General features: G+C 68.6%; 10 protein-coding genes. All 10 read right to left on the minus strand.

Features of this window, described 5'->3' with window-relative positions; translation table 11 throughout:
* Positions 1 to 9 precede the first annotated feature (9 nt).
* The 10 genes from CRP45_RS09855 to CRP45_RS09900 all read right to left on the minus strand — a co-directional run bounded on the left by CRP45_RS09855 (position 10) and on the right by CRP45_RS09900 (position 14,156).
* Positions 10 to 4,194, minus strand: coding sequence for an nSTAND1 domain-containing NTPase (locus CRP45_RS09855; RefSeq protein ID WP_097244841.1), 4,185 nt, complete (start codon positions 4,192 to 4,194; stop codon positions 10 to 12).
* Positions 4,195 to 4,382: 188 nt separating this feature from the next.
* Entirely contained in the window at positions 4,383 to 6,932 is a 2,550-nt protein-coding gene (locus tag CRP45_RS09860) for an ABC transporter permease (RefSeq protein ID WP_179830833.1), read from the minus strand.
* A 46-nt stretch (positions 6,933 to 6,978) separates the two neighbouring features.
* Positions 6,979 to 7,755, minus strand: a complete 777-nt coding sequence (locus CRP45_RS09865; protein ID WP_067791571.1) for an ABC transporter ATP-binding protein — start codon at positions 7,753 to 7,755, stop codon at positions 6,979 to 6,981.
* 139 nt (positions 7,756 to 7,894) lie between these two features.
* Positions 7,895 to 8,302: a MotA/TolQ/ExbB proton channel family protein gene (locus tag CRP45_RS09870; protein WP_097244842.1), complete on the minus strand. Its 408-nt coding sequence runs from the start codon at positions 8,300 to 8,302 to the stop codon at positions 7,895 to 7,897.
* Positions 8,303 to 8,517: 215 nt separating this feature from the next.
* The gene (locus tag CRP45_RS09875) at positions 8,518 to 9,096 is read right to left on the minus strand and encodes a TetR/AcrR family transcriptional regulator (protein ID WP_067791578.1); all 579 of its coding nucleotides are present in this window, start codon (positions 9,094 to 9,096) and stop codon (positions 8,518 to 8,520) included.
* A gap of 24 nt (positions 9,097 to 9,120) precedes the next feature.
* Positions 9,121 to 10,590: an FAD-dependent oxidoreductase gene (locus CRP45_RS09880; protein ID WP_097244843.1), complete on the minus strand. Its 1,470-nt coding sequence runs from the start codon at positions 10,588 to 10,590 to the stop codon at positions 9,121 to 9,123.
* A gap of 28 nt (positions 10,591 to 10,618) precedes the next feature.
* A complete protein-coding gene (locus tag CRP45_RS09885) occupies positions 10,619 to 11,032 on the minus strand; it encodes a carboxymuconolactone decarboxylase family protein (protein WP_067791582.1) in 414 nt (137 codons plus the stop codon).
* The gene (locus CRP45_RS09890) at positions 11,029 to 11,892 is read right to left on the minus strand and encodes an NAD(P)-dependent oxidoreductase (protein WP_097244844.1); all 864 of its coding nucleotides are present in this window, start codon (positions 11,890 to 11,892) and stop codon (positions 11,029 to 11,031) included. The genes CRP45_RS09885 and CRP45_RS09890 overlap by 4 nt, the downstream gene beginning before the upstream one ends.
* Positions 11,889 to 12,641, minus strand: coding sequence for an SDR family oxidoreductase (locus CRP45_RS09895; protein ID WP_067791604.1), 753 nt, complete (start codon positions 12,639 to 12,641; stop codon positions 11,889 to 11,891). Before CRP45_RS09895 ends, CRP45_RS09890 begins: the two co-directional genes overlap by 4 nt.
* A gap of 48 nt (positions 12,642 to 12,689) precedes the next feature.
* Positions 12,690 to 14,156, minus strand: a complete 1,467-nt coding sequence (locus CRP45_RS09900; protein ID WP_097244845.1) for an aldehyde dehydrogenase — start codon at positions 14,154 to 14,156, stop codon at positions 12,690 to 12,692.
* Positions 14,157 to 14,243: the final 87 nt, after the last annotated feature.

Consider the following 14,243-nt stretch of genomic DNA (forward strand, 5'->3'; position numbering starts at 1 on the left):
GGGTCGTGGCTACCCACCTTCTTCGCCCGCGATGGGGAGATCCGGGCAAACCTTTTCATAGTCGATGTCGGGCGAGACCCATTTGTTCCACATCTCCCGACTCATGTTGTAAGTCATCTTGGCGCAGAGCTTGTCGGTATCGAACGTCGATACCGGCCAGAATCTGATCGTCCTGTCGGCACTCGCGGACAAGATCTGTGTGCCGTCCGGCGTGAAGTCGATGTCTCCGATCATGCCCGCGTGCCCGATCATCGCGGGGCCGATCTGCCGCTGCGATTCCACATCCCACAGCCGGACATTTCCGTCCACGCTGCCACTCGCCAGCATCTTTTCGTCCGGACCGAACTCGACGTCCGTCACCCAGCCGTCGTGCCACATCGGATCACCGATCTGTTCCCCGGTGTCCACGTTCCACAGCCGCACCGAGCTGTCGAAGTACCCGACCGCGAGCCTGCGACCATCCGAGCTGAAGGCGATGGCGGACACCCATCCCCCGCCCTCCATGGGCTTCCCGACCCGCAGGCCAGTCGTCGCGTCCCACAATCGCACCACCCAGTCCCGACCCCCGGCCGCGAGTACCTTTCCATCACGACTGAACTCAGCCGTCAGGACTCCTTTGGCTTCGTCCAGTGACGGGCCGATCGGTCGCATCGACGGCAGGTTCCACAGCTGACCGGACGATTCCGTGAACGACGCCGCCGTGCCGCGACCATCGGTGAGAGCCGCCTTCGTCTCGGGCGGGAAGGCGATCGGCGCACCGACCTGCTCGCCGGTGTTCGCATCCCATATTCGTCGATGGCTCGTGTTGATCGACTCGAGCTGCCTGCCGTCGGCGCTGTACGACGCGCCTTCGAGAGCATCGCCGCGGACAACGGGACCCACCTGTTTGCCGGTGTCGATCTCCGATTGGCTGATCGTCCCGTCCCCCGTGCTCGACACTATGCGCCTGCCATCAGGGCTGATCGCGACGCTGATCACCGGGCCTTCGCGATACACGGTGCCCGTTTTGCCGATCCATTCCCGCACCGTGGCATCGAGACCGCCGGAAACGATCCGTCGCCCGTCGGGGTGGAAAGCGACACCGGTGACCCCGGATTCGTGTCCGCGCAGTGTTTCACCCACCGGCCGCCCGGACGCCGTGTCCCATGTCCGGATCGTCTTGTCGTCGCTCGCGGAGGCGAGTCGAGCACCGTCGGGACTGAACGTCACATGCGCGATCACCGCGGTGTGTCCGCGCATCGGTTCGCCGATCGGCAGGCGGGTGCGCGGATCCCAGAGCTGGATCGTCGTGTCCGTGCCCGCCGCGGCGAGCCGGGCGCCGTCCGGGCTGAACGCGACACTGTTCACGCTGTACTGGCCGGTCGGGATCGCACCGGACGGCTGCCGCGATACGCGGTCCCACAGCCGGATCGCGCCGTCGAGGCCACTCGAGGCGATCAGACCGTCGGCGCCGGACGCCACCGACATCACCTCTTTCTCGGATCCGGTCATCGGCTCGCCGATCGGTCGCCGCGTCTCCGCATCCCACAAACGGACAGTTCTGTCCACGCCTCCCGAGACGAGCTCGCTCCCATCAGGACTGAACGCAACTGTCATCACCGGCCCGATATGCCCACGCATGGGCTCGCCGATCGGTTGCTGCGTTTCCGCATCCCAGAGTCGCACCGTCGCATCGCGGCCTGCGGACACGATGCGCTTGCCGTCCGGGCTGAAGGCGATCTTGTTCACTTCGCCCTTGTGGCCGGTCATGAGTTCGCCGATTCGCCGCCAGCTTCCCGCGTCCACCAACTCGATCGCGCTGCCGCGGGTGGTGGTGATCCGCCTCCCATCCGGACTGATCTGCACGCTGTATGTACTGGCGCCGTTCAAGCCGTAGATCTTGGTGACGTTGCGCGTCTGATGGATCGCGTTGAGCACGGCGAAGCCGGCATCGGTCTTCGACGGAAAACTGCTGGCCGCCAGGGCCATCTGCATTCCGAACACGTCGTCGCTCGCGCCCCCCTGCCACGATTCGCTCAGCATGAGCTGAGATCGAGCGCCCAACGCCGCTGCGGACGCATCTCGAGCATTGGCGCGTGCCCGATCCTCCGCGCGCAGCGCCCGCACGAATCCGACCGCCGCCACCACCGCCACGACAACCACGAGGATCAATGCCGCCCGCAGAATCCGCGATCGTTTGCGCAACATGTGAGCGTGCCGCTCCGCATCCTCCTTCGCGCGAGTTTCCGCCGCCGCCAGCGCTTCCGCAGCTTCCTGCCGATCCCTGGCAGCCCGCAACTCGGCCTCCCGGTGCTCCTGTTCCTCGGCGAGTAGCCGGTCTTCGCGCTGACGCGAGGCCGACAGGAACTCCCGCACGTGGTCGAGCCGGTCCCGGAATCCCGGTTTCGCGGCGAGTGTTTCGGCGTCCGCGAGCCTGCTGCCTGTCAGCAGCCACTCCACGATGCGGCCGTTGCGTTCCCAGGCGAGCGCGGCGCGCTCCAGATTGTCGGCATCCTTCAGATCGGCGCCCTCGATCCGCAACCATTCGGCCAGCGCGTCCCATTGCCGCAGCAGGCTTTCCAGGGCGACCTCGACCACGATCTCACCGTCGCGCTCGTCCCGGACGAGCAGCCGCCGGGCGATGAAACTCTCCAGCAACGGACGACTGGGCGCGGGCAGATCCAGCCAGCGCGCGACCCGGCGCATCGGCTGGTCGTTATCCGGGTTGACGGTCGCCAGCCACGGCACGAACGCTGTCCGCAGCACCGCGAGTTGCTCCTGTCGCACCGCGGGATCGACCGCGAGCAACTCGTCGACCTCGCTCTGCACGACGCGGCGCAAGCCGCCCATCGCCTCGTATTCGGCGAGAGTGATCTCGCCATCGCCGTAGTCCTGGTACAGCCGGGCCAGGGTCAGCGAGAGCAGCGGCAGGGTGTCCGCACCGTGCGACCAGTCGTCGAGCAGTCGGTCCACCAGTTCCGGGGCGAAGGCGAGCTTGCTGCCCGCTTGTCGCGCCCGCCGTGCGGGCCCGCAGATGACCTCTTTGAACTGCGCCTGCGGCATCGGCTTCAGATCGTCGAACGAGCGGAGCGCGACGTCGGCCAGTTCCGGCGCGGTTTGCAGCGGCTCGTACCGGTCAGCCCGAATGGTCGCGATGACGACCATCGACATCGCGATGCGCGGGTCGAGCAACTCGCCGACGAGGGCGAGCAACGCTCGAGCTTCCTCGTCGGCGTCGACACCGAAGAACTCCTCGCCCTGGTCGAGGGGAAGCACGAGCGTCGGCGGTTCGTCGTCGGTGGGATCGACGATTCGCTCTTGCGCTGCCGCCTGCGCCTCGGCCAGCCAGTCCCGCACCCGTGCCACGTCGCGGATGCCCGCCTTGATGACACCGAGACTCGGTTGGCGCAGTCCCAGATCGGCGCGAAGCCGGTGGATCGTCTGGGCGAGACCACCGTCGCCGGTCAGGGCAAAGCGCTGCGGCCGCACGATTCCGGCGGGCAGGTAGTGGCGGTCGTCGCGTCGCAAGCGCGGCAACAAGCCCGCACGCAGGAACGACGACTTCCCCACCCCGGACGGCCCGAGCACGACGAACAGCTGACCGACGCCCGTATTCCGTAGGGCTCGGATGGCGGTCAGCGCCCGGCCGATCTGCGCGTCCCGGCCGAAGTACACGGCGGCGTCCACCGCTTCCAACGGCTGCCAGCCGCGATAGGGCGCCCGGTCCGGGTCGTCGGGCGGTGGCCAGGCGAAGGTGTCCGCGCCGATGCCCGCTGCCCGCAGACCGTCGCGCAGCCGCAGCAGGCCTTCGGTGCGGAATTCGACCGGTGGACCGTCGTCGACGGAGATCGATGTGTGCGGCCCCGCACCGAACAGGTCGCACCGCTGCCACTCGCTGGTGATGTCCCGGCCCTTCGCCGGCTGCAATCGCACCGCGAAGATCGGCTTGCCCAGGGTTTCGGCGGACCGATACTCGGTCTTGCACTCGTGCGAGGCGTCCCAGTGGTCGGACAGCAAGCAGATGACGGCCTCACAGCGCTCGCTCGCTCGGCGCAGGGCGTCCTTCCAGCGGACACCGGCGGGAATCCCGGTCTGCCTGTCCAGATCGAGGAAGATCTCGTCGGCGAGACCCGGGTCCGCCTGGATAAGCCATGCCTTCAGCGCGACCGCTTGACGCGTGTCCCGGCTCGAATGACTCAGGAAGACCCTGGACATACGGAAAGCATGCGGCGCCGCGAGCCGCGCCGCGCGAGTAACCGACTACTCGGTTTTGTGATAGCAATCGTGTCGCAACTGCGGACGGACCCGGCTCGAAGTTGGGGCAGAGCCTTGCCTCGAAGTCCGGCCGGACGCTCCCGCGGCCTCGGCCGAGGAAGCGCCGGATGGGACTCCGAGACAGGGGCCTAGATGTCCGCGATGGCGGCCAGCGGTGGGGTGCGTGCGGCCCGGATGCCCGGCCACAGCGCGGCGAGCACGCCGACGACGGCCGAGGAGATCAGCACCAGGACGAGCTGGGTCACCGGGATGTCGATCTGGTCGATGCCGAAATCCCTCAGCGTGCGCAGGAATCCGACACCCAAGCCGATGCCGAGGACCACCCCGACGATGGCGCCGAACACCGCGATCAGCATGGACTCCAGGTAGATCGTGCGTCGTATCTGCGAGCGCATCGTGCCCACCGCGCGCAGCATGCCGATCTCCCTGCGCCGCTCCACCACCGAGAGCGCGAGCGTGTTGATGATGCCGAGGATGGCGATCACCACGGCCAGCGCGAGCAGGCCGTACAGGATGGCGAGCAGGGTGTTGATCTGGCGGCCCTGGGCGCCCTTGAACTGCTCGCGATCCTGCACCTGAACGACCGCGAATTGATCGGTCGCCTTCTCCAGGTCGGCGCGCATCGCGGCCACGTCCGCGCCCGGCTTCGCGTTGACGAGCACGTAGAAGTTGTTGCGGAACGCGGTCGGCGTCACCGCTTCGAAGATCGGCGGCGGCACCACAAGGTCGCCGAGCAGCGGCGTCTTCTTGTAGACGCCCGCGATGGTGACCGGCACCTTTTGGTTGCGGTCGAGCGTGGTGAGCTCGATCTGCTGACCGGCCCGCCAATTGTGCTGGGCCGCTTCGTCGTCGGAGACCATGATGCCGCGCTCGCCGAGCGTGTCCGTGCCTTGCAGGATCTCGTAGTTCAGCGCGCTGTCGATCGGACCGTCGGGCGCGACGCCCGCCAGCCGATCGTCTCCGACCTTCACCGCGACGCCGCGGAAACCGATCACCTCGGCGGCTTCCGGCACACCGGCGCGCACCGCGTCCGGCACGCCGAGCGGCAGCCCGATCAGCGCCGACTGCTGCGGACCCGCGAGCACGTATTCGGACTCGACGCCCTTGTCGACCAGCACCGCGACGCTGGCCTTGGCCGACGCGCCGAGCATGCTGATCAACGACACCAGCATCAGGCCGAGGGTGAGCGCGAAAGCGGTCGCGGCCGTGCGGCGTGGATTGCGCGCGGCGTTGTTGCGCGCCATCCGGCCGATCGGCCCGAACGGGCGGATCAGCACCCCGAGGCCGCCGACCGCCGGACGCGACAGCGCGGGCGAGGCCAGCAGCACGGCGAGGATCAGCGCGAACGCGCCGACACCGACCGTCGCCGCCGCGCTGCCGCCGGTCGAGCGAGAGCCGAGCAGCACGAGCACGACGCCGAGGACGGCGAGCACCGCACCGACCGCGGTGCGGATACGCAACGACTCACCGGCGGAAGCGAATTCCTCCCGCATCGCCTCCACGGGCGGGATCTTCGCCGCCCGGCGCGCGGGCGCGTAGGCGCTGATCACGGTGACCACGAGACCGACGACCAGTGCGACGATCACCGTGCGCGGCAGCACCGCCATGGAACCGGTGGGCAGACCGAGATCGAAGGCGTTGAGCACCGCCGAGAGCCCGAACGCAAGGCCGATGCCCGCCGCGAGACCGATCACGCTGCCGATCGCGCCGATGACCAGCGCCTCGGCCACCACCGAGCCGCCGACCTGTCTGCTGCTCGCGCCGACCGCGCGCAGCAGGGCCAGCTCGCGCAGCCGTTGCGCGACGATCATCGCGAAGGTGTTGTAGATGATGAACGTGCCGACGATCAACGCGATCGCGCCGAACGCGAGCAGGAAGTAGTTGATGAAGTTCAGCGCCTGGGAGACCTGGGCTTTCATATCGGCGCGCACCTGCTCGCCGTTCTGCACCTTGAAGTCGGGCAGCGCCGCGGCGATGCGGTCGCGCAATTCGTCGCCGGAGCCGGTGGCGGCGATGTCGATCCAGGCGACGTGCGTTCCGTCGGTGAACAGCTGCCTGGCCTGCGCGTCGTCGAAATAGAGGCCGATGAATCCACCGGTGTCCGAAGGCAATTCGTAGATGCCGCTGATGGTGACGTCGAGGACCGGCCGCTGCTGGGTGCTCTGCGACGGGATCATGATCTTCGTCCGGTCCCCCACCTTCAGCCCGGCGACCTCCGCGCCGCCGCTGTTGATGGCGACCTCGCCCGCCTTGGTGGGCGGCGTGCCCGCGACGAACGTCGGCGGTTCCGCGACCGCGTGCTCGGGCGGGACGTAGGACTCGCCCCAGCTCGGCGCGCCGCCGGTCTGCACCGGCTTCTTGCCCTCGGGGTCGAGCAGCACCAGTGGGCCGTTCACACTCGGCGCGACCGCGCGCACGCCTTCCATCCCCGAGACCATGTCGACCACGCCGAGCGGGACGCCGAAGGACTGCTGTTCCTTCGGGCTGACCCGCACGTCGACGCCCTTGGCCTGGCTGGCGAACAGGCCGTCGAACGTGCGCTGCAAGGTGTCGGTGAAGACGAACGAACCCGCGATGAACGCGGTGCCGAGCACCACCGAGAGCACGGTCAGCGCCAACCGGACTTTGTGCGCGGCGAGGTTGCGCAGCGCGACCTTGCGCATCGGACTGCCGTTCATCACGCTTCCCCCCGCACGACGACGTCGCGCGTCACGACCGCGCCCCTCACGCCTGCTCCAGCGACTTCATCCGGTCCAGCACCGATTCCGCGGTGGGATCGCGCAATTCGGAGACGATCCGGCCGTCGGCGAGGAAGATCACCCGGTCGGCGAACGACGCCGCGTGCGGTTCGTGGGTGACGATCACGACCGTCTGGCCGAACTCGTCCACTGCGGCGCGCAGGATGGACAGCACCTCCTCCGAGGCGCGCGAGTCGAGGTTGCCGGTCGGCTCGTCGCCGAAGATGATCTCGGGCTTGCCCGCGAGCGCCCGCGCGCACGCCACCCGCTGCTGCTGGCCGCCGGACAGCTCGCTCGGCCGGTGGTCGAGCCGGTCGCCGATCCCGAGCCGCTTGATCACCGTGTTCAGCCAGTCCTCGTCGGGCTTGCGGCCCGCGATGTCGAGCGGCAGCGTGATGTTCTCCAGCGCGGTGAGCGTTGGCACCAGGTTGAACGCCTGGAAGACGAAGCCGATGCGATCGCGGCGCAGGCGGGTCATCTGCTTGTCGGTGAGGTCGGTCAGATCGGTCTCGCCGATGCGCACCGTGCCGGAGCTGGCACTGTCCAACCCCGCCAAGCAGTGCATGAGGGTCGATTTGCCGGAGCCGGAGGGCCCCATGATCGCGGTGAACTCCCGCTTCGCGAACTCGACCGACACCCCGTCCAGCGCCCTGACCTGGGTATCACCCGACCCGTACACCTTGGACAGGTCGTCGGCCCGCGCCGCGATTTCGGTCGGAGCCACCGTCTCGGCGGTATCGGCCCCCACAGCTTGCGAAGTCATGCCCTCCAGTCTGTCTGCGAACCCCGCCCCGCGCCATCAGGGATTCCCCCGAATACCCGGGGCGTATGACAGCTCAGCCGACCGCCGCCGGTTCTCAGCGTGCGTGCCCGCGCTGTAGCGGAGGCAGGACGATTTCCGCCTACTCGTGGGGTGTGTCGGCGCTTGGCGCATCCAGCACGCTTACCGGGACCCCGTAGGGGAGGAAGCGCACGCGGCGGCGTGGATCGGTGTTGTCGCGGTGGGCGCGGAGGGCCTCGAGTTCGCTCGGGAAGACCTGGTCGACGCTGGCCTCGCCGGTGTCGTCGATGCTGTAGATCGCCCACACTCCGCTGCCGGTCTCGCCGGTGGTCTCGGGTTGCGGTGGACGTGGCCGTTCCGTTTGGACGAACTGACCGAGAAACGACGCCAGTGAACCGACGCTCGCGTGATCTACGCGATCCAGATACACGCCCGCTTTCCCGAGCAGGTCGCGCAGCTCGGTCCCCGCCTCACGCAGCGCGCGTTCGATATCTTCCGGATCGATGCCGAAAGGCCCGTTGGTTGACATCGCATGTGCTCCTGAGGACGAGTTGGCCGCTACGGCCCCAGTGTCCTCGCGAAACGCCGACTTCGCCACGCCGCCCTCCCTGCCTCATGCCTCCCGAGGGCTGCCGCACGGAGTCCGCGCATGGCCGGGGCGAATGCGGAGGTACGCACAACCAGCGCTGCCGGACGAAGTCCGTCCTCAATCCGCGCATGGCCGGAGCGAATGCGGAGGTACGCCTACTTCAGGATCAACAGCGCGGATTTCTCTATGCGGTCGGCGATTTCGGAGTAGGAGGCGTACCCCATGCCCGCGCGGACGAGGGCGCCTGCGTAGAGCAGTTCGAGGGATTCGACGATGTCGGGGTCGGCGTCGGGGCCGAGGGCGCGCAGGATGCGTTTACGGATCTCGGCGCCGATGCGATCGCGCAGGTGCGCGACGTCGGGGTCGCGGCCGAGCAGTGCGCTGGTGACCGCGCCGGAGAGTTCCTGCTCGTCGGCGACGAGCATGGCGATGTTGCGCAACTCGGCGACGACGCGGTCGTGCGGGTCGTCGGATTCGCTCGCCGGTGACGGCGAGGCGACGAGGCGACGCCAGAAGATCTCCGCGACCAGGTGTTCCTTGGAGGAGAAATAGGTGTAGGCCGTGGCGGTGCCGACTCCGGCGGCCGCGGCGACCAACCGGATGGTCATGCCCGCGAAGCCCTCGCGGGCCAGCACCTCCACGGCCGACTTGGTCAGTTTGTCGACAGTGTCGGCCTGTTTCCCACTGAGGCGACGCCGGGTCGCCTCCAGCATGATGGAATCACCTTCGGACATGTGTCCAGACACTATCAGTCCCCATCAGTTCTTGGCGGCCGCCACCCCGGCCCTGCGGCCGTAGAAGCTGCCGTCGCCGAGCGAGGCCCCGCTGACGTAGCCGCCCGCGCACAGCCCCGAGGTACAGCGTCCCGCCGCGTACAGCCCGGCGATCGGTTCACCAGAGACGTGCAGCACCCGCGAGTCCAGATCCGTGCGCAGTCCGCCGAGGGTGAATCCCGCGGTGAAGTTGCGCATGTCGAAGGCCGCCAACGGCGTACCGATCGGGCGCACCCATTCCGGCTTCTTGCCGAGCAGCGGGTCCTTGCCCTCGGCCGCGTGCCGGCTGTACGTCTCGACGGTCGATTGCAGCGCCCCTTCCGGCAAGCCCATGTCGGCCTCGAGCTCGGCGACCGATTCCGCCACCCAGGTCGGCTGCTGCCGGAAGAACGGCGTCGCGGTCACGGTCTTCAGCGCCGCCTCGTAGGACGCCTCGTCGATAACGAGGTACGCCTGGTTCTCCTGCTGGATCAGCGTGGCCTGCCCGATCCGGCCGGGATAGGTGTCCTCCGGGATGTAGCGCTGGCCGCGCCCGTTCACCAGGATGCCGCGCACCAGCAACTGCGGGTCACCGAAGAAGGCGACCTCGGTGGCGTCCATGTGCGCCAGGTCCGCGCCGAGCGCCTGCGCCACCCGGATGCCGATGCCGTCGTGCTCCTCGATGGCGGCGGCGGGCCTGCCGATCAGGCGCGGCGCGTAGCCCTCGATCATCTGCGCGGCGTAGGCGAAGCTGCCGGTGGCCAGGACGACGCCGCGTTCGGCCCGGATCGCGACCTCCTTGCCGAAGTGCGCGGCGACCACGCCGACCACCCGATCGTCGTCGTCCACGATCAGCCTGCGAATGCGTGTGTCGTATTCGACTCGCACGCCGAGCTTTTCGGCCGTCTCGGCGAGCGGCTTCATGAGCATGTAGCCGCCGCTGCGCTGCCCGATCCGCTTGTCGGCGTACTGCGGGACGTGTCCGCGCGGCGCGGGCGTGGCAAGGGTGTTGAACGGCGCGGCGTTCTCGCCGCCGGAGTACATCAGGCCCTCGTCGTGCGGCGGCTCCCAGCCGGGCTCGCCCCAGAACGCCTCGCGGAACGGCACACCGCAGGAGACGAGCCAGTTGTAGTGCTCGACGCTGTTGCGGCAGTAGTCCGCGATCTTGGCCGCGTCCACGCCCGGCCCGAGCGCGGCGAGCAGGAACTTCTCCATGTTCTCCGGGCTGTCCTCGAACCCGAGCGCCCGCTGCAACGGCGTGCCGCCACCGAGGTAGATGAAGCCGCCCGCCATCGCCGCCGCGCCGCCCCATCCGCCGGAGCGTTCCAGGATGAGCACGTCGGCGCCCGCCCGCGCGGACTCGATGGCGGCGCACACCCCGGCGATGCCGTACCCCGCGACGACGACATCGGCGGAGTGTCCCCATTCGGAGACCGCGCTGGCGCGCAGTGGACGGATGGACTTGGCGTCGGTCATGTTCGCTTCCTCGTGGTTCGGTGCGCTGTCACGCGGTCTCGGGCTTGTCGGCGGCGGCCCGCGCGGCTTTCTTCTGCTGCGCCACGATTGTTCCCACCAACAGGTCGAGTTTGGTGCCGTTCGGCCAACCCACGTAGTGACACAGGAACAGCGCGATCTCGTGCAGCTGCTCCTCGGTGAGTTCGCCGTTGCGCAGCGCCGCGCCGATCTGGATGCCCGCGGTGTCCATCAGGCCCTGCGCGGTCAGCGCCCCGAGCAGCAGCAGGCGGCGGTCGCGCACGCTGAGTCCCGGTCGGGACCACACGTTCGCGAAGAGGTGATCGGCGGTCATGGCGAAGTGGTCGCCGGGGTACTCCTGGAATTCGGTGCCGTAGACCTCGGCCATCTTGGCGAGGCCGCGCTGCCGGACGGTGTCCCCTGCGCCGTTGGCGTTGTCGGTCATGAGTTTTGCCTTTCGAAGGTGTTGTCGCCGACGCCGAGACCGGGACCGAGGCGCTCGAGCGCGAGGCGGGCCAGCGGCAGGTCGAGCGCGAGCCGGTCGCCGAGTTCCAGCGCCAGACCGAGGTCCTTCTCGCCGAGGTCGCGCACGTGGCGCAGGATGGGCAGCCAGAAATCGTCCGGCTCGATCGGCGCGGTGCGGTCGCGCAGCATGATCGCGCCGGGTCCGCCGGTGACCGCGTCGGAGTGCCGGACGATCTTGCCCAGGGTGGCGATGTCCAGTCCCGCGGCCTCGGCGAGCCGCTGCGCCTCGGTCGCCGCGGTGAAGGCGACGAAGTGCAAGAGGTTGCGCGCCAACTTCATTCGCGTCCCCGCACCGACTTCCCCCGCGTGCACGACGAGATCGGCGAAGCAACCGAAGGGCTCGAGCACCCGCTCGAACGCCGTCGCGCTACCGCCGACCATGACCGCGAGCCGACCCAGTTTGGCGCCGGGCCCACCGCCGCTGACGGGGGCGTCGACGAGGTCGATACCGCGTTCGGCGCAGGTGATCGCCAGTTCCTCGGCGGTCCGGTCGGCGATCGTGGAATGCACCGCGATCACGGTCCCCGGCGCCGCGACGCCCGACAGTTCGGTGACCACGGCGCGCACCTGCGCGTCGTCGAGCACCGCGACGCAGACGATGTCGGCGGCGATCTCGGCGGCCGAATCCACCACCGCCGCACCGGCTTCGGCGAACGGCCGTACTGCCTCTGGCCTCGTGTCGCACACCGTGAGGCCGCCAGGCCAGGCCAGCAGCCGCTGGGCCATCGGCGCGCCCATATTGCCGAGGCCGACGAATCCGACGCGCAGCGGTGCGTTCATGAGCGGAAGATCTGTCCGCCGTCGACATTGAAGATCTGCCCGGTGACCCACGCGGCGTCGTCCGAGAGCAGATACAGGCAGGCGCCGACCAGATCCTCCGGCGTGCCCATCCGTTTGAGCGGCAGCCGCTTGATCATGTCGTCCACGATGACGCCCGGCGTCACGGTCTTGGTGGCCTCGGTGTCGATGGGCCCTGGCGCGATGGCGTTGATCCGGATCTTGGAACCGCCGAGTTCGAAGGCCAGTTGCTGGGTCAGTCCGTTGACGCCCACCTTGGCCAGGCCGTAGAAGCCGGAGTACACCCAGGCCGCGGTGGACGACTGGTTGACGATCGAGCCGCCGCCAGCGCGCACCATGTGCTGGTACACCGCCCTGGTCATATTGAGCGCGCCGTCCATGTTCACCGACATGAACTTCTTGTAGTAGTCCCACGGCACGGTCAGCAGCAGGTCGAGTTTCATCTCGCCGTAGATGGCGGCGTTGTTCACCAGGTGGTCGATCGCGCCGAACTCGCCGACGGTGAATTCCGCGAGTGCCGTTGCGGATTCGGGGTCGGCGACATCCACCTCACCGAACACCGCGGTACCGCCCGCCGCCGCGATCTCCGCGGCGACTGACTTGCCGCGCTCGACATTGCGATCGGCGACAACGACTTTCGCGCCCTCTTCGGCGAGAGCCTTGGCGTAGACCGCGCCGATGCCTTGTGCGGCACCGGTCACGATGACCGACCTTCCGGCGAAACGCCCCATGGTGTCCTCCACAACTACTCTGCCGATCGTTCTGCCGCCCAGCGGGTTTCAGCCCGCAGTGGCGATCAGCTTGGTTTCCAGGTATTCCTCGAAGCCGGCCACGCCCATCTCGCGGCCGATGCCGGACTGCTTGTAGCCGCCGAACGGTGCGTCGGCGGAGTACCAGACGCCGCCGTTGACGCTGAGCGTTCCGGTGCGCACGCCCTCGGTGACGCGCCGGATCCGCTCGGGATCGGCGCCCCACACCGAGCCGGACAGCCCGTAGGGGGAATCGTTGGCGATGCGGATGGCGTCCTCGTCGCCGTCGTGCGGGATGATCACCAGCACCGGGCCGAAGATCTCCTCGCGCGCGACCGTCGCGCTGTTGGGCAGGCCTGCGATCAGCGTCGGCTCGACGAACCAGCCGCGCTCCCGATCGGCCCGGCGGCCGCCGACCACGATCCGCCCGCCCTCGGCCCGCGCCATGTCCAGGTAGCCGAGGACCCGATCGCGTTGACGACGCGAGATCAGCGGCCCGCAGACGGTGCCGGGATCGGTGGGGTCGCCCGGCGTGATCCGGCCCATGGTGGCCGCGGCCACCTGCACCGCCTCGTCGTAGGACGCGCGCGGGACCAGCAGGCGGGTGGTCAGCGCACAGCCCTGCCCGGCGTGCACGCACACCGAAAAGGCCGCGACGCCAACGGCTCCCGCGATGTTCGCGTCGTCGAGCACGATGAACGCGGATTTGCCGCCCAGCTCGAGGAAGGTTTTCTTCAGTGTCGGCGCGGCGGCGGCCATCACCAGCCTGCCGGTCTGTGTCGAGCCGGTGAAGCTGACCAAATCCACGCGTGGGTCGACCGAAAGCCGTGCGCCTAGAGCGTGATCCGACGAGGTCACGATGTTCACCACGCCCGGCGGGATATCGGTCTGTTCGGCGATGATCGCGCCCACCGCCGCCGCGCACCACGGCGTGTCGGGAGCGGGCTTGAGCACCACCGTGTTTCCGGCCGCGAGCGCGGGACCCAGTTTGGCGAAACCGATCTGGTGCGGGAAGTTCCACGGGGTGATGGCACCGACCACGCCGATCGGTTCGCGGCGCAGCGTCCGGCGGGTCTTGATACCCATCGGTTCGGCGACGCCGAGATCGGTTTCCCACGCGTAGTTTTCGGCGAGATTCGCCGGAAAGGCCAGGTCCGCGATCGGCCCCTCGAGCTGCGGCCCCTTGGTGAGCATGACGGGCGCGCCCGCCTCCGCGATCGTGATCTCGCGCAGCGCTTCGACCTGGTCCTGCAAAGCGGTCCGCAGCTGTTCCAAGCACCGGGCGCGGAAGGCGTGGTCGCGGGACCAGTCGGTGTCGTCGAAGGCGGTGCGCGCGGAGGCGATCGCGTCGTCCATGTCGGCGGCGTTCGCGTTCGCCGCGACACCGAGCGTCTCCTCGGTCGCGGGGTTCACCGTCTCGAACACGCCGTCGCCGCCCGGGCGGAGTTTGCCGTCGATCAACAGACGCGCCCCGTCGGCGGGCAGGAGACTGTTCATGGTTGCTCCGATACTGTCTGGACAGGTGTACGGAATATAGTCCGGGCACGCTCGGCGATGCAAGAACATGTTTCACTATCGACGATC

The sequence above is a fragment of the Nocardia amikacinitolerans genome (genome assembly GCF_900215415.1).
Lineage (GTDB): Bacteria > Actinomycetota > Actinomycetes > Mycobacteriales > Mycobacteriaceae > Nocardia > Nocardia amikacinitolerans.

What these genes read in the sequence shown, in the direction of transcription:
- CRP45_RS09875 (WP_067791578.1), bottom strand. Translation starts at nt 9,096, where the DNA reads ATGTCCGAAGGTGATTCCATCATGCTGGAGGCGACCCGGCGTCGCCTC.
- CRP45_RS09895 (WP_067791604.1), bottom strand. Translation starts at nt 12,641, where the DNA reads ATGGGGCGTTTCGCCGGAAGGTCGGTCATCGTGACCGGTGCCGCACAA.
- CRP45_RS09865 (WP_067791571.1), bottom strand. Translation starts at nt 7,755, where the DNA reads ATGACTTCGCAAGCTGTGGGGGCCGATACCGCCGAGACGGTGGCTCCG.
- CRP45_RS09885 (WP_067791582.1), bottom strand. Translation starts at nt 11,032, where the DNA reads ATGACCGACAACGCCAACGGCGCAGGGGACACCGTCCGGCAGCGCGGC.
- CRP45_RS09870 (WP_097244842.1), bottom strand. Translation starts at nt 8,302, where the DNA reads ATGTCAACCAACGGGCCTTTCGGCATCGATCCGGAAGATATCGAACGC.
- CRP45_RS09880 (WP_097244843.1), bottom strand. Translation starts at nt 10,590, where the DNA reads ATGACCGACGCCAAGTCCATCCGTCCACTGCGCGCCAGCGCGGTCTCC.
- CRP45_RS09855 (WP_097244841.1), bottom strand. Translation starts at nt 4,194, where the DNA reads ATGTCCAGGGTCTTCCTGAGTCATTCGAGCCGGGACACGCGTCAAGCG.
- CRP45_RS09900 (WP_097244845.1), bottom strand. Translation starts at nt 14,156, where the DNA reads ATGAACAGTCTCCTGCCCGCCGACGGGGCGCGTCTGTTGATCGACGGC.
- CRP45_RS09890 (WP_097244844.1), bottom strand. Translation starts at nt 11,892, where the DNA reads ATGAACGCACCGCTGCGCGTCGGATTCGTCGGCCTCGGCAATATGGGC.
- CRP45_RS09860 (WP_179830833.1), bottom strand. Translation starts at nt 6,932, where the DNA reads ATGAACGGCAGTCCGATGCGCAAGGTCGCGCTGCGCAACCTCGCCGCG.